Raw genomic sequence first — 16,513 nt, forward strand, 5'->3', positions numbered from 1 at the left:
AAGCGACGAGTTTTTGGTACGCAACTCAAATGAAATTACTATAACTGATAACTGAATTTACTCCTTATTCAATACTTAATAATCATATAGTTATGACAATCAAAGATTCTTCCAGTCCACTCAAATTTATCAAATTAATCCAAGAAAACTTTCTATTTTTTAGATTAGGTTTATATCAAATGGGATTAGGAACAATGTCAGTTTTAACACTTGGAGTTTTGAACCGAGTGATGATTACTGAATTAACAATACCTGCCACAATTGTAGCATTTACTTTATCATTATATCAATTTATGGCACCAGCAAGGGTTTGGTTTGGTCAAATGTCTGATGTTAAACCTTTGTTTGGTCAACACCGTACAGGTTATATGTGGATAGGGGCAGTTTTGTTTACTTTAACTGCTTTTATTGCTGTACAAGTTATGTGGCAGGTTGGTGATAGTTTAGAAGTGAATGGTTGGACGAATCCCACATTTTTTTGGGTCGGAATGTTGGGTTTAATGTTTATAATTTATGGTTTGGCTTTAAGTGCAAGTTCTACACCTTTTGCTGCATTATTGGTAGATATTTCTGATGAAGATAATCGTTCTAAAGTTGTCGGTATAGTTTGGTCGATGCTAATGGTAGGAATTATTATTGGAGCAATTACCAGTAGTATTTTACTTAAACAAGTTGGGGTGGGGGCACCATTAGAAACTGTGAAGGCATCTGTTAATAGTTTGTTTATTAAAGTGCCAGCAATTGTATTAATTTTTGCCTTTATTTCCACAGTGGGAGTTGAACAAAAATACTCTCGTTATCGCACTCGTTCAACTATTGCTAATCGGGAAGATAAAGTTACTTTAGGAACAACTTTAAAAGTTTTAAGAGCTAGTCGTCAAACAGGCATATTTTTTACATTTGTATTTGTATTAATTATTAGTTTATTTATGCAGGACGCAGTTTTAGAACCCTATGGTGGAGAAATATTTTCTATGCCAATTTCTGAAACTACAAGATTGAATGCTGTATCGGGTATGGGAACTTTAATCGGATTAGGTACAACGGGATTTTTAGTAGTACCAAGATTGGGTAAGAAAAATTCTCTCAAAGTGGGATGTGTAGCAACAACAATTAGTTTTATTTTGATAGTTATGTCGGGGTTTACTGGCAACCCTGCTTTATTTAAGGGAGCTTTATTTTTATATGGTTTAGCTGCTGGTTTAACTACTACTGCTTCTCTAAGTTTAATGTTAGATTTAACCGTGGCAGAAACAGCAGGAACTTTTATCGGTGCTTGGGGATTAGCTCAAGCAATGGCAAGAGGATTATCTACAGTTATTGGTGGTGCGTCTTTAGATTTAGGTAGGCTTTTATTTAATATTCCAATGCTTGCTTATGGCTTAGTTTTTCTCATGGCAGGAATAGGAATGATACTGTCAATTTTTCTGTTAAATCGAGTCAATGTACGAGAATTTAAAGATAATTCTAAACAAGCGATCGCTACTATTTTAGAAGGAGAATTAGATTAATTAATAATTAATAATTAATAATTAATAATTAGGGTTTGCGCTCAAAAGTCTTTTAGTAGGAGTAGGAGACAGGAGACAACCCACCCGCGGGTGGGTTGGGAATGAGCGAGGAGGTTTGAAGAAGAATTCAGTATACAGAATTATGGAGAGAAATTAGGTTGGGGTTTGATGGATAAAAGTAGCAATTTTTTAGTATCCCTATCATATTTTTCCTGCTTACTTCTTACTTATAACTTCTTGCAGATAAATGGAGGGATAAAAATTTCTCAAGTAATCCTGATTAACCATCATCTAGATATGAGGTGGTGGGTGAATAAATTATTTGGGGATAGGTGGTAAAAGCTTAGTTTTGAACAAGAACTCAGAATATAGGAGTCTGGGGAAAAATTAGATTGGGGTTTGATGAACAAGAGTGGCAATTTTTCCCGATCTCCATCATTTTTTCTCTTCTTACTTCCTACTTCTTACTTATAACTTCTTGCAGATAAATGGAGGGATAAAAATTTCTCAAGTAATCCTGATTAACCATCATCTAGATATGAGGTGGTAGGTGAATAAATTATTTGGGGATAGGTGGTAAAAGCTNAGTTTTGAACAAGAACTCAGAATATAGGAGTCTGGGGAAAAATTAGATTGGGGTTTGATGAACAAGAGTGGCAATTTTTCCCGATCTCCATCATTTTTTCTCTTCTTACTTCCTACTTCTTACTTATAACTTCTTGCAGATAAATGGAGGGATAAAAATTTCTCAAGTAATCCTGATTAACCATCATCTAGATATGAGGTGGTGGGTGAATAAATTATTTGGGGATAGGTGGTAAAAGCTTAGTTTTGAACAAGAACTCAGAATATAGGAGTCTAGAGAGAAATTAGATTGGGGTTTGATGAACAAGAGTGGCAATTTTTCATTATCCCTATCATCTTTTTCCTTTTTATTTCTTAGTTCTTGTTCGCTACTTTTTGGAGATAAATTAAACGATGAAAATTCCTAGTTATTGCTGGTTAATTCTTAGGTATAAATTTAGGGTTACTCCATTTTTTTACTGACTTTAATTCGGGCTTGCTGATTAAATCTAAAAGCATTGATATATAAAGACAAGTGCCTTTTTGGGGTCGAAAAAAGTGCCTGGTATCACATCTAAAACGCTCAAAAAGGAGCGTATTTTAGGTAAGAGTTGGGCAGAAAATCTTGGGACAATTCTTACTCCTACCTCCTCGCTCCCAAGCCATTTCTCCTGTCTCCTGTCTTCCCCTCCCCTCCTGGGAGGGGCTAGGGGTGGGTTGGGAGGGGTTAGGGGTGGGTTGTCTCCTGTCTCCTACAAAGAACAAAAAGACTTTATTCAGCAAACCCTAATTCTTTCCACACCAGAATAAATATTAAATTTTTTCCCCCGCAAAAATCCAACCAAAGTAATATTAAATTCCCTAGCTATTTCTACGGCTAAACTACTAGGCGCAGAAACAGCACAAACTATCGGCACACCTACAGTTATACATTTTTGTATAATCTCAAAACTCGACCGCCCACTCACCATAACAATATGATTATTTAAAGGTAATATACCTGCTAAAAATTCTGACCCTATCAACTTATCTAAAGCATTATGTCTACCCACATCTTCTCGCAATTTTAACAATTCTCCTTGAGTATCAAATAAAGCAGCAGCGTGTAAACCACCAGTAGATTTAAACACCCTTTGAGCATTACTTAATTTCTCAGGCAAACTATAAATAACTTCCGCCGGAACTTTTGATTTTAAAGGAATAGCTGAAAAACCTTTAATATGCAGAGATTCTATACTTGCTTTACCACAAATTCCACAAGCGCTAGAGGAAAAAAAATGTCTTTCTAAGGTTTTTAAATTTGGTTTTAATTCAGACTTAAGAGTGACATTAAGAATATTTTGGAGTTGCTCCCCATCAATTTCTGGGTCTACACAATAACTAATTTTTTCAATATCTTCACGATTTTTGATAATTCCTTCACTATAGAGAAATCCTGCTGCTAAATCAAAATCATTTCCTGGAGTCCGCATAGTAACTGCTATAGTTTGTTTCGGAAAAGTCAGACGAATTTCTAAAGGTTCTTCTGTTACTAATTGGTCATAACGAGTAAAAGAAATGCGCTCTTCTACTACTAAAATTTGTGCTTTAGTTTTGCTACTAGGAGAATAGTTCATATTTTTTTTCCTAATCTTTTTCTTGTGTCTTTACTTATTGCTATTTTCCATTCACTTTTTGTTTTTTTCTGTACCATTTTGAAATTCTTTGGAGACTTTTTGCTTCATTCTCTGACTGTAAGCATTCAGCTATCAGCCATCAGCTATCAGCTAAGGTTAAAAAATTAGCAAATTTGAGCAGTTATTAAATTTTATTCGTCAAAATCGGTCAGATAATAAATAAACCATGAGCACAAAAAGTTTCAGCGTCTAGGTTTGGTTAAAGGGGAATAACTCTATTAACTAACACAATATTATAGCTATTCGTCGTAATCCACTAATGATTCTTTTCGACTAAGTATATAGGCAGGAATAAACGTAACTATGTAACGAAATATTTATGCAGTCTAAACTTTTGAGATTACTTCTTTCCACTCTGTTCCAGTCTCTTCGGACGTAGTTGTAAATTTTCCCTCCTACATACTTATATTAATAACTATTAACTAATAACTGAAATGACAGATACTATTAATCCTATTATTGATTTATTTCTCTATGACCAAAAAATAGGGTCTCAAGCCTCCCCTTGGCTGCGCCGCGAGCTACCGCTCTACAAGGGGATGAAAAAAAATCAAGTTCAATATTTCAAGCCTCTGACTTTCCTGCGGAATGCTGCGCAAACATAATTAAAACCCGATGACCGCGCTCGTTATTTTCTGCTGCCTGTTTCTGAAACTGTGCCACCTGGTCTAAAAATACTTTCAACTCATTACTTGCACCGCGCTCCAACAACAATTCATCAAACCCATCCAGCAAAAACAGAAACCGAGTGTTACAGTCTGTCAACCAACCGCTATCAGTCTTGACAAAATCCCAACCTACGGCATTAGTTAGAGTCTCATCAATATTTGCTGCAAAATTTCTGACATCCCGCAACCGAATCAAAATAGGTGTATAAATAGGATGTAATTCCTGGCGCACCCAGTCGGCAAACATTCGGCAAAATACACTTTTTCCTCTTCCCGGGCCCGCTTGAATAAATAACACCTGTTTGTCTTTGTTTTCATCGAGCAAAATTGTTTTTGCCCACTCCTGAATATTCTGAGGAGTTGCTGTTTGTTCAATCTCCCCATGAGAGTTAACAGTTTTTACTTCAAGTGGCACATAAATTTCTCGAAAAGTGAATTTTTCATCAAATACTTCTTCCTCTGGTTTAGTAGCAATATTCTTCTCTAAATATTTATCTATACTGCCATAAATTTCCAAATCTTTCTGCCACCCATCCCCATAGATTGCTGCTAATTTTTTAGCATCATCTTTCACCTCTGAAACCGCAAGGAAAAAATTTCTTCTCTTGGTCTCATGGATATGGCGCAGTTTTCCTCGCCATCCCACCCTACGGGAAGCTCCGCAACGACCGCTTTTTTCCCCTTGAAAGGGGAAGCTAATAAAGCTAAATTATTTAATTATTAATTATTCAGTAATATTAATTAGGGCTTGCTGATTAAATCTAAAAGTATTTACAGATAAAGGTTTTAGCCTTTTTGGGGCCTTTAAAAAGTGCCTGGTTTTCAGCTCTTCACGCTCAAAAAGTTAGTATAAGGACTTACCCAAATTAACGTTGAAAACGCCATATGTAGGGGCGAATGGCATTGACTAACGTTAAGCTCCGCTAACGCCCTCACTTGATTTAGTGTCTGTGCATAAGTCCTGAGTATTTTAGGCTCATAGTTGGGCAGAAAAATCTTGGGACAATTCTTACTCCTACCTCCTCTAAATTCCCTTTTCTCCTGTCTCCTGTCTTTCCCCTCCACGGTCGGGGGAGGGGCGAGGGGTGGGTTGTCTCCTGTCTGCTACCCTCACCCATAAGACTTTTTCAGCAAACCCTAATTAATAATTAATTGTTGAATCCTAACTCCTCGCTCATTCCCCGTTCCTCCTGTCTCCCCCTCCACGGTCGGGGGAGGGGCGAGGGGTGGGTTGTCTCCTGTCTCCTACCCCTACTATTCAACCGGACATAATATAAGTCAGCCTTGAGCCAAATTAGCTCTTGCAAAAATCTCTCAATAAGTATATATTCATATTAGTAATGCATTTATTCAGAAGCAAATCTGGGCAATCATAAAAATGGTATTCTATCAGCATGATTCACTTAAGTCTGAACTAAATCAAAGAGGTTGGCGTTTGACCCCCCAAAGGGAGACTATTTTACAAATGTTTCAACACTTACCTCAAGGTAAACACTTAAATGCAGAAGAAATATATAATCTGTTGTTGCATCAACAGGAAAAAATTAGCCTTTCTACTGTCTACCGAACCCTACATCTCTTGACAAAAGTAGGTATTTTGCGGGAACTAGAATTAGCTGAAGGACACAAACATTATGAGATTAACTCCCCCAACCATCATAAACATCATCATCTAGTCTGTCTTCAATGTCACAAAACTTTTGAATTTAACGATGATTCTATAACCAAAATTAGCCAGAAACAGGCTGAAAAAGAAGGGGTCCAAATGTTAGACTGCCAATTAACAGTTCATGCTGTCTGTGTAGAAGCTTTACGCAAAGGTTGGCCTGCCTTAGTACCTACAAGTTGGTCTTGCCCAAGAACTCACTTACAAAAAATGTCTAACTCAAATTCAAATCATCAAAAGGTAAAATTGGAGGAGGAGGAGGAACTACCAAATGCTCAATAACTGCTCTATGACTTTCGCGGTTAGTTTGTACTTCAGCTGCGATCGCCTCAATTTTTATTTCTAAACAACCATAAGCAATATACAGTTCTGTAATTACCTCTACTTGCCCCATGCCATTAGGAATAAAATCAGTTAACCAATGTGGTCCTGCAACTATTGTTTGAGCTTGGCGGTCGTAAACCCATATCTTAACATAAATACGAGGCAAACCCTCTGGTAATTGTACTCTAACTTTTACATCTTTTCCAGCAACTACCTCTTGAGCCAGTACTTCTAAATGAGGCACTGGCACTGGTCGGTCGTCTGGTAAAATATAAGGCTGTCTAGAAATTGATTCATCTTCTGACTGAGAAATATTTGCTAAGTCATCATTCCATTGCTTTTCTTGTCGGTCTAACTGTTCATCATGTTCATCTTCAACCACAAATTCTTGTGCTTCCCAATTAGTCTCATCAAAATTTTCACTGACAAGTTCCTCACCATCGACTATCATATTGATAGAATCACTATCTTGCAAATCATCTGTTCCATCTTTATTTTTAGAATCTGATATATTTTCTAATTCTTCAGTTGAAGATAAAGAAGAAGCCTTCATCCATTGGGACAACTCAGAATCATTAGCCAAGGAATTCAGCCGATCAAATAATTTATCCTCTAAATTCAAAGCCTTAAATGCCTCTTTTCTAGGAGCAAATTTTGTCGGAAAGGGAACAAGGTTTTGCTGGTTTATAGGTACTTCCTCTTCCTCAATAGTGTTCGACTCCGACTCCGACTCTGAATCTTTTATTTCTTCCCCTTGTAAACTTGTCTTTTCTGGAAGTTTATCTGGACCTCCCCAGACATCATCTAATTCATCTGAATCTTGAGGAGCATTTGACTTGGCCAACAACTCATTAATCAGAGTCTTGTCTTTGGCCATTTTTTCCGGTGGTGGGTTTCCAAAGGTTGGTAATTTGAGCGCTCCAGAATCTCCCTCTTCTTCAACAGGTTGATATATCTGTGGTGGTAAAGGTTGTTCTATATCGGATTCCTTTTCGGGTTTAACTTGATTAATTTTTTCTACTAACTCTTGAAAAGAAGGAGATTTTTGCTCTGGTTTTCTTGCTGGCTGAGTTATTTTATCAGCCATTCCCTGATGGTCATCTTCACTAAAATTATCATCAATTGCTGCCAACCAATTCTGTAGTGGGGCTGTAATTGTAAAAGATGTATTAGCTAAAGCAACTGTATTATTTGTGAGGATAATTTGCCCTAATATTAAATTAGTTTTAATATTTTCTGGAACATTAATTGTACAAGCAAATATAATAGGTGGAGCTTGCTCTGGTAGAGTTTGTTGTACATCAATTAAAATTTCTGAAGTTTGAGGATTACGCAGACAAATTTTCAAATTCCCATCAACAATTGGAGTATTATTTTCTGGAATGGAGGACTCATTTTTTGTTAAGGTATTCTGCGATATAAGGTGATTAAAATCTTCTGTAGATTGAAGATTTTGAAGTTGATTATCTAAGACTATCTGACCAGATAAAATTAAAGCTTCTCCTGGTTGAGCAGTATAAGATGCTTGGTCTAAGGTTAGTTTTAAAGGATAATTTATAATAGAGTTAGTCTGATTAGTAGCGTTAGTATCTGTCTCTTGATTTACCTCTAATTCTATTGCTTGTTCTTGCTCAAATTGACCAAGTATTGATGAATTATGCCTGATAGTTTCAGTTAGTTCTTGTAATTTGTTTTCTGTCTCTTTAATATCTGATATATGACTTTTATCTTCGAGTTGGTTGTGAACTTGAATACTTAAATCTTCTTCATCATCATCTAGTAAATTAGTGGGATTTTGCTCTTCAATTTGAGCATCCAATAATTCTATTTCATCTGATTTAGATGTTAATTCAAAATCTTTTTTTTCTGTATTTTGCTCTGGATTATCTATTGAGTTTATTTGACTATAAACAACAGATATATTTTCATTAGTAATCGACTCATTTGGCTGAGTTTCTGAATCTGTTAATAGATATAGTTCTTGACTCTGAACATCTAATGTTTGTGAGAAATCTGAATCATCATAATCAGTGGGTAATACTTCTAAATGGACAATATGTTGTTTTGCTTTGACAGATGATGTAGTTGGTTTACTTTGACAACGAAATTCCCATTTACCTGGTTTGAGACGGGTAAAAGGTATAATAGATATGAGACCTTGAGAGTGAGTATGACTAGAACGTTTCTGAACTCGCCTTAAGGGTGGGACTTCTTCGGTAGAATCGTGAATAATCTGAATTTGGACTTCTGTATTGGCTATATGGGTATGAGCCACAATACGATAACGACCTTCTAGAATTTCCACATCGGCTGATTCTAGAGGTAGCCAGCTTCGATCGCCTTCTTTCTGTAGCAAAAATTCCCAGTTTGACATCTATTTAAGTCTACAGAGTGTCTTTACATAATATATTACTTTAATTTATATCAGATTTTTTTTTCTGCGTAATTTTAGTCACTAAAGTTTAGAGTTTTTTGAACTTGAAGAAGTGGTCAGTAGTCAGTAGTCAGTAATTAATAGTCAGTAGTCAATTTAAAGCAATTATACCAATTCCCACTCATTAATACTATATTTAAGTAACATTTCAGTTATTAAGTAATTAACACAGGTATAATAATTTTTGGCGTTGCTGATTCTGGGTATGATGCAGAGCTACCCGAGCAAGCCAAAATTGGGGGGGAATAAAACTCTCAAAGTCCCCCATTTTTGTGGATGCGCGGGGGCGAAGGCGAGAACCAAACAATCGCACATTCATACTTCAATTCAGCAACGCCTAATTTTTGTGCTAATTAGCAACCTAGTCAATATTAATGATTCTCATGTTTAATTATCTTGTACTCCCCTCTTCCCCTCCACGGTAGGGGTTAGGGGTGGGTCCCTACTCCCCTACTTAAGAAAATGTAGAAAAGTTTTTGAGAAATGGTATTACCACTATGGAACCCAACCCAAAATTGTCTCTACTTCAGTTGCCAGAGACATAGGATCGAAAGGCTTAGTAATTACTCCATTTATTCCCAACTGCAAAAATTGATGGCGATCTTCTGAACAAACTTTCGCTGTCAGGAAAATTACTGGAATTTGCTGAGTGGCCTGATTAGCTCGTAGTTGTTTAAGAGTAGAAAATCCATCTATTTCAGGCATCATTACATCTAAGAGAATAGCATCTGGTTGTTCTGCTTCTGCTTTAGCAACAGCTTCGCTACCTGAGATACCTGTAATTACTTGCCAACCACCTACTATTTCTAGACTAAGTTGGGCGACTTCTCTAATATCTTCTTCGTCGTCTATTAGTAAAATACGTTTTTTTGCCATCCGATAAAATATATTTAATTTGACATTATTGAATTTGTGTTAGTAAACAAAAGATTAAGTAGGGTGTGTGATAGCACAGTTACCATTGCTGGAATAACTATAAAACTCCGTTCCGCTTTCCTACAGAATGCTACGCAAACGCGATCAATTTGACTTCACGCACCACGTGCTGTGGTTGGCGTGGGTTACGTAAAACTAACACACCCTACTGGACCGACACAGCTAAAATAGTGCATTAGATTTGTCATTTTAAGCATCAGTCGGATAAAACACAGATTAATTTTAGCACTCTGCGTTTTTAAGATTCCTTTTCCTGCGGAATGTTGCGCAAACAAAATTTTTGGTCAAGCTTTTACACCTTTTACCATTGTAAATAATGGCATTCAGAAAACTAATAAGTATTTCTTGAGATTGATTAGAGTCGAATATTCTTTTAAAGGCATAATCAAATTTAGGACTGATAAATCTCATAATTATAATAGTGAATAGAGCTATAAGAATATATTAATATTATAGAATATTTAAGGGAATAAAAATCATGTCTGAACTACAATAATTAAGAAAAAAAGCTCTGAATTTATCCGTAGAAGAAGGAAGAAGGAAGGAGGAAGAAGGAAGAAGGCTTAAAAGCTTGAAAAAACGTAAATTTCCTGTAGATATTCACCCTTGGTTTTACACAAACGCACCCCAGCAGACATGATATAACAGCATGACGAGTTCTAATTTACATTCTGCTCTCAATTCTGCTCTAGCTTCTTGTGTCGCATAATTTATTTTTTCTATCTTATCTTGTAACATCATCGCTCGTCGATCAAATTCCTCTAATTATAATATTTAGATAAAATAAATTTGAAGGAATAAAAATCATGTCTGAACTACAATAATTAAGAAAAAAAGCTTTGAATTTATCCGTAAGCGATCGCCTATCTTTACTCAAGGCCATTACAGATTTTTTGAATGAAGTTTGTAGGTTGGGTTGACGTAAGGAAACCCAACAAAAAGATGTATCTGTTGGTTTTTTTTCCTCAAACCAACCTACGAGAAATATTTATAGATTCTCCAACCAACTCAATAAATCTTCTAGACTATTCAAATCAAACAGTGCTTTAACTAAATTTTCTAAATTTTCACTAGACAAATTAGAAATCTGATTACTAATATTTTTATCAACCTCTCCAAAATGTTGGTTAATTAATATCATGTCCGGTAGCATCGGTATTGTAAGCGTGAAGGTAAGGAAAAAGGAAGAAGGAAGAAGGAAGAAGGAAGAAGAACTGGAGTTGAAGGAGAAAGTTTTTTGGTCGCGTAAGCGGAACGGAGTTCTATCACGCTCTTATCCGGACATGATATTACAGTTTGCTATTCCCTGTTTCCTAGCGCGTAGCGCCATATAAAAAAAAACCACGCTGAAACTTGCCAACGTGGAAAAAATATAATTTCTCAATTTTCAAGCTATTATTACTGCAATCTTTCTTGCAAATGTTCCCCTACCCGCAAAGCATTAGCAATAATAGTCAATGCAGGAGTCACTGCTGAACTTGATGGGAAAAAACTGCTATCTACAACATATAAATTATCCACATCGTGGGTACGACAGTTAATATCCAAAACCGATGTTTTCGGGTCTTCCCCAAACCGACAAGTACCACATTGGTTTGCTACAACCTCAATGGGAACTTCCCCACGGGGATAAATGCTGCCGCGCTTCAAAACAGCATTTCCCACCTCTTTGTCTACTAACTTCAATACATCCATCCAACGATGTACTAGGCGATCGTGTGCTTCCCAGTTGTTGGGGGTGTAATGGAAAAACAATTTATCCCCTTTGACTTCAACTCGGTTATTGGGGTCTGGTACTATTTCCGAATGCAACCACCAACCAATGGAACGCAATGCTAACTGTTTCAACCCAAACCCTGGCATCGCTTTTGCTAACACAGATAAAATTGGTGGAGACTCAGCAAAAGTAATATCTTGCAGCAGACCACCTGTATTTTCTATGTGACCCATGGGATAGGCAAAATTCTCATCCCCCCAATAAAAATCATTCACACTCACGCTTCTGAGAAAGTTCCCAGAATTAGGTTTGGGACTAGGTTGCACTACGGCAGTCATCAGATGTTTCATTAGGTTGCGTCCCACTTGTCCGGAACTGTTTGCTAAACCATCTGGATGTTTTTCATTAGCAGAACGTAATAGTAATGCTGCTGAATTTACTGCTCCACAAGCAAGTACGACAATATCCCCAAAAAATAGAAATGATTGTTTGCCAATTTCTACTTCTACTGCTTTAACTGTATTACCAGAGGAGTTGGTGAGTAAACAGACTACTTTTGCATTAGCTTTAATAGTAATGTTAGGAGAGTCGAGCAGTGGTGCAATACCGAATACTTCCGAGTCTCCAGTGGGGTCTTCCTCTTCGCGGGTAAGAGTTAATGGTAAAGTTTCTGGATGTAAACCTTGCCCGGCGATCGCATCGACAACTTTTTTAATTTCTGGGTCGTGGTCAACTGCGGGATAAGGATATTCTGCACTGTGGGTAGGTTCGGTTGGGTCTTTGCTAACTTGACCGTGAACTTTATAAAGTTTTTCTGCTTCAGTGTAATATGGTTCAAAGTCTTTGTATTTGAGACACCATTCTGGAGAAACTCCTTCTTGATGTGTTACTGTTTCAAAGTCTTTTTCTCGCATCCTAATGAGAGCAGCGCCATAGATTTTGGTATTGCCACCTACGGCATAATTTGTCTGAGGAGAAAAGGGTTCCCCTGCGTTGTCATACCAATTTTCGGGGGCACGATAAAGTTCTTTTTTGAAGATATCAACATGAGCTCTATTTTGAATTTCTAGGGGCATAAAATCACCCCTTTCTAAGATGAGTATTTTTTTTCCGGTACTAGCAAGTTTAGAGGCTAAAGTTCCTCCTCCTGCACCTGTACCGACAATAATTACATCATAATGTTGGTCATCAATAATCATTTGATTCTTCCTTTAATAATTTTTTTGAGGTGTATTGAATTAAGTATATAGGAGTCATAATTAATGGAATGAGAATTCAATTTAAACTATCAATATTTAATTTTTTGGTAGTGGGAGCATCTTGCTCCCATATTCAAAATCACCCCATTTTCAGATTTTGGTAGTGGTAGCATCTTGCTCCCATATTCAAAATTCTCCCATTTTTCAGAACCCTGGTATGTGGAAATTTCTCCCATTTTCAGATTTTGGTAGTGGAAGCATTTTGCTTCCATATTCAAAATTCTCCCATTTTTCAGAACCCTGGTATGTGGAAATTTCTCCCATTTTCAGATTTTGGTAGTGGTAGCATCTTGCTCCCATATTCAAAATTCTCCCATTTTTCAGAACCCTGGTATGTGGAAATTTCTCCCATTTTCAGATTTTGGTAGTGGAAGCATTTTGCTTCCATATTCAAAATCACCCCATTTTCAGATTTTGGTAGTGGTAGCATCTTGCTCCCATATTCAAAATCACCCCATTTTCAGATTTTGGTAGTGGAAGCATCTTGCTCCCATATTCAAAATTCTCCCATTTTTCAGAACCCTGGTATGTGGAAATTTCTCTCATTTTCAGATTTTGGTAGTGGAAGCATCTTGCTCCCATATTCAAAATTCTCCCATTTTTCAGAACCCTGGTATGTGGAAATTTCTCCCATTTTCAAATTTTGGTAGTGGTAGCATCTTGCTCCCATATTCAAAATCACCCCATTTTCAGATTTTGGTAGTGGTAGCATCTTGCTTCCATCTTCAAAATTCTCCCATTTTTCAGAACCCTGGTATGTGGAAATTTCTCTCATTTTCAGAACTCATGCGTGAGCGAGACGCTCACACTATCAACATTTTAAAATCTTGTAAACAGACCGCTACACAATTTATTCTGACTCCTGACTCCTGACTCCTGAATTCCTAATTATTTCACTGCCAAATATAAATCAGGATAAACAAAATAATCCAAATTACGTCAACGAAATGCCAAAATAAAGAAGTAGCATTGATGCCAAAGTGACCGTTATCATAGTTACCAGGAATAAAAGAGCGACCCAACATAATACCTTGCAACAAAATACCAGTCATAACGTGCAAGCCGTGAAAACCAGTCAACAGATAGAAAGTTCCACCGAATACTCCCGTTGTGAAACCAAATTCTAGACTATTCCACTCAATTCCTTGACCCACTACAAAGTAAGTTCCCATTGCCATTGTGGCAAACAGAAATATGCGAAACCAAGTCAAGTTATCCTTTTCTAAAGCTTTTTCGGCAAAATAGATAACGAAACTACTAGAAACCAAAACTACTGTATTAATAGCAGGTTCTCTAACTTCCAAACCAGAAACACCAGGCGGCAACCAGTCGGTAGCACTTGTTTTGTAGATAATGTATCCGACAAAGAAACTCAAGAAAATTATGCTTTCCGAAAGTAGGAAAACGATAAACCCGAACATACTATTGCCTTCTTCATCGTGAGTATGTTCGGCAACTCCTGAATGCAAAGGGTCCTGTAGTTGTTCTGATGCGATCGAACTATCCATGTTTGAATTCTCCTTTAATTTACTGATTTTATCCTTGTTATTCTCTGTTGTAGGTTGGGTTGAGGAACCCGTTAGCGCAGCTTATCTGTAAGATAAACCCAACAGACGCATATTACAGATACAGGACTTACGCAAAGGCACTACATAAGGAGTCTTGCTCAGTTACGCTAGCGCTAACACACCCTACTAGCGCGTCAAGCTTGAAATAGTGTTTTAGGAAAATTCTCCAAACCTTATTCATAGCAATAATTATACTAAAAAATTTAATACATCATTTTCAGCTTGACGCGCCACTACCAATAGCGCTCATGCGTAAGTACTAAGACAGATATTTTTGTTGGGTTGCGCTTTCGCTTAACCCAACCTACCACTGCAGGATGAACCTAACAGTTAGGTTGGTGTAGGTTTGGTCGAGTTTTGTTGGGTTGCGCTGTCGCTTAACCCAATCTACGACTACTGCAATAACTGTTAACTGTTAACTGTTAACTGCATGATGTCCGTTGGGGTCATTAGAAGTCAAAGGTTCCGACTTACCATAACCGTAGGGTTCCGCAATAATTATCGGAATTTCTTCAAAATTCTCCACATCTGGTGGGGAAGAAATCATCCATTCTAAACCGATCGCTCGCCAAGGGTTAGCAGGAGCTTCCTTACCTTGTATCCAGGAACTGACAATATTTAAAATGAACGGTAAAGTAGACATTCCTAATAAAAACGCCCCCAGACTTGCAACCAAATTCCAAAACTCATACTCAGGTGCATAAGAAGAAACTCGACGCAACATTCCCTGTAAACCTAACGGGTGCATAGGTAAAAAGTTGAGGTTTGTGCCGATGAATGACAGCCAAAAATGCAACTGACCCAAACCTTCATAGTACATTCTCCCAGTCATTTTGGGGAACCAATGGTAAATAGCAGCATACATTCCCATGGTCACGGTGCCGTAGAGAACATAGTGGAAGTGACCCACCACAAAATAAGTATTATTAACGTGAATATCTACAGGAACAGCAGAGAGCATAATGCCAGTAATACCAGCAAACACAAACATGATCAACCCACCCAAAGCAAACAACATGGGAGTATTCAGTCTAATTTTTCCACCCCAAATAGTCGCCACCCAGGCAAATACCTTAATTCCAGTAGGTACAGAAACACACATAGTTGACAACATAAAAATCATCCGCATCCAGGGAGGAGTACCACTCGCATACATATGGTGTACCCAAACTAAACCACTTACCCCGGCAATGAGCATTGATGAAATTACTACCACTTTGTACCCAAATAGTGGTTTGCGACTGTACACTGGGAATATTTCAGAAAAAATGCCGAAGATAGGCAGAATAATCACATAAACTGCGGGGTGAGAGTAAAACCAGAAAAAGTGCTGGAAGAGAACCGGGTTTCCTCCATTGGCAGGATTAAAAAATCCAGTTCCCATTGTGATGTCAAATAGTAACATCGTTGCACCTGCTGTTAGTGCTGGCAGTCCGAACAATTGAATAATCTGAGCAGCAAATACTGTCCAAACAAAAGCTGGCATCCGGAAAAATGTCATACCAGGCGCTCGCATTCTCACAATAGTTGTGACGAAATTGACCGCACCCATAATGGAGGAAACACCAGAAATGGCAACAGCAAGTATCCATAGTACCTGACCATTGATTAAATTACCCGTGGGATTTTGTATACTTACTGGAGGATAGGCCCACCAACCTGACTGTGCGGGACCACCGGGAACAAAGAAACTGGCTATCATCAGGATGCCAACTACTGGCACCATCCAAAATGCAGCAGCATTTAGACGGGGAAATGCCATATCTCGCGCCCCGATCATTATCGGTACGAGATAATTTGCCAGACCAACTAAAGATGGAAATGTCCACAGAAACAGCATGATCGTGCCGTGCATAGTGAACATTCCGTTATAAATAGTGCGGTCTACCAGGTCTGATTCTGGTGTCATCAGTTCCCCGCGAATTACCATGGCGAATATTCCACCTACTAGGAAAAATAGGAAGGAGGTAACTAGATATTGGATACCTATGACTTTGTGGTCGGTACTGAAACTGAAATATCGTCGCCAGTTAGGCGGTTGTTCGTGTTCTGGTTTTTCCGTGACATCACTGATGCCGTCAATTGTTATTTCTTTCATTGAGTAATTTTTTTCCCTTGAGTATCTAGATATAAATTTCTGTAGGTTGGGTTAAGCAGAGCGCAACCCAACAAAACAAGTACATAATTTTA

General features: G+C 37.6%; 14 protein-coding genes and 1 pseudogene. 3 read left to right on the forward strand and 12 right to left on the reverse strand.

Annotated features, from left to right (window positions below):
* Positions 1-92: 92 nt before the first annotated feature.
* Entirely contained in the window at positions 93-1,511 is a 1,419-nt protein-coding gene (locus F6K15_RS01860; protein ID WP_293056402.1) for a BCD family MFS transporter, read from the forward strand.
* A gap of 1,340 nt (positions 1,512-2,851) precedes the next feature.
* Here the strand turns inward: F6K15_RS01860 and fdhD are convergent.
* Positions 2,852-3,691 (reverse strand): formate dehydrogenase accessory sulfurtransferase FdhD, encoded by an 840-nt coding sequence (gene fdhD, locus F6K15_RS01865; RefSeq protein ID WP_293056404.1) that lies wholly within the window; start codon positions 3,689-3,691, stop codon positions 2,852-2,854.
* 494 nt (positions 3,692-4,185) lie between these two features.
* On the opposite strand from fdhD, the gene F6K15_RS01870 reads away from it, so the two are divergent.
* On the forward strand, positions 4,186-4,356 hold the full coding sequence (locus tag F6K15_RS01870) for a hypothetical protein (protein WP_293056406.1): 171 nt from the start codon (positions 4,186-4,188) through the stop codon (positions 4,354-4,356).
* Here F6K15_RS01870 and F6K15_RS01875 read toward each other — a convergent pair.
* Positions 4,316-5,065: a hypothetical protein gene (locus F6K15_RS01875; protein WP_293056409.1), complete on the reverse strand. Its 750-nt coding sequence runs from the start codon at positions 5,063-5,065 to the stop codon at positions 4,316-4,318. The genes F6K15_RS01870 and F6K15_RS01875 overlap by 41 nt on opposite strands.
* A 732-nt stretch (positions 5,066-5,797) precedes the next feature.
* Here F6K15_RS01875 and F6K15_RS01880 point away from each other — a divergent pair.
* Positions 5,798-6,367, forward strand: coding sequence for a Fur family transcriptional regulator (locus F6K15_RS01880; RefSeq protein ID WP_293056411.1), 570 nt, complete (start codon positions 5,798-5,800; stop codon positions 6,365-6,367).
* Here the strand turns inward: F6K15_RS01880 and F6K15_RS01885 are convergent.
* From F6K15_RS01885 to ctaD, 10 genes and pseudogenes are all read right to left on the reverse strand, one after another.
* Positions 6,300-8,783 (reverse strand): hypothetical protein, encoded by a 2,484-nt coding sequence (locus F6K15_RS01885; protein ID WP_293056413.1) that lies wholly within the window; start codon positions 8,781-8,783, stop codon positions 6,300-6,302. The two genes, F6K15_RS01880 and F6K15_RS01885, sit on opposite strands and share 68 nt — an antisense overlap.
* A gap of 555 nt (positions 8,784-9,338) precedes the next feature.
* Complete coding sequence (locus tag F6K15_RS01890; RefSeq protein WP_293056415.1) at positions 9,339-9,719, reverse strand: response regulator; 381 nt, start codon at positions 9,717-9,719, stop codon at positions 9,339-9,341.
* Between the two features lie 360 nt (positions 9,720-10,079).
* Positions 10,080-10,190: pseudogene (locus tag F6K15_RS01895) on the reverse strand (PD-(D/E)XK nuclease family transposase); the annotation flags it as partial.
* A gap of 577 nt (positions 10,191-10,767) precedes the next feature.
* Positions 10,768-10,920, reverse strand: coding sequence for a DUF4351 domain-containing protein (locus F6K15_RS01900; protein ID WP_293056418.1), 153 nt, complete (start codon positions 10,918-10,920; stop codon positions 10,768-10,770).
* 257 nt (positions 10,921-11,177) lie between these two features.
* Positions 11,178-12,695: a GMC oxidoreductase gene (locus F6K15_RS01905; protein WP_293056420.1), complete on the reverse strand. Its 1,518-nt coding sequence runs from the start codon at positions 12,693-12,695 to the stop codon at positions 11,178-11,180.
* An 89-nt stretch (positions 12,696-12,784) separates the two neighbouring features.
* Positions 12,785-12,967, reverse strand: a complete 183-nt coding sequence (locus F6K15_RS01910; protein ID WP_293056422.1) for a hypothetical protein — start codon at positions 12,965-12,967, stop codon at positions 12,785-12,787.
* A gap of 20 nt (positions 12,968-12,987) precedes the next feature.
* Positions 12,988-13,185 carry a hypothetical protein gene (locus F6K15_RS01915; RefSeq protein ID WP_293056424.1) on the reverse strand — a complete coding sequence of 66 codons (198 nt, stop codon included), beginning with the start codon at positions 13,183-13,185 and terminating at the stop codon, positions 12,988-12,990.
* An 84-nt stretch (positions 13,186-13,269) separates the two neighbouring features.
* A complete protein-coding gene (locus F6K15_RS01920; RefSeq protein WP_293056426.1) occupies positions 13,270-13,530 on the reverse strand; it encodes a hypothetical protein in 261 nt (86 codons plus the stop codon).
* Positions 13,531-13,648: 118 nt separating this feature from the next.
* Positions 13,649-14,263 carry a heme-copper oxidase subunit III gene (locus F6K15_RS01925; RefSeq protein ID WP_293056428.1) on the reverse strand — a complete coding sequence of 205 codons (615 nt, stop codon included), beginning with the start codon at positions 14,261-14,263 and terminating at the stop codon, positions 13,649-13,651.
* Positions 14,264-14,738: 475 nt separating this feature from the next.
* On the reverse strand, positions 14,739-16,421 hold the full coding sequence (ctaD, locus tag F6K15_RS01930; RefSeq protein ID WP_293056430.1) for a cytochrome c oxidase subunit I: 1,683 nt from the start codon (positions 16,419-16,421) through the stop codon (positions 14,739-14,741).
* Positions 16,422-16,513: the final 92 nt, after the last annotated feature.

It is taken from the genome of Okeania sp. SIO2B3, assembly GCF_010672525.1.
Classification (GTDB): Bacteria; Cyanobacteriota; Cyanobacteriia; order Cyanobacteriales; family Microcoleaceae; genus Okeania.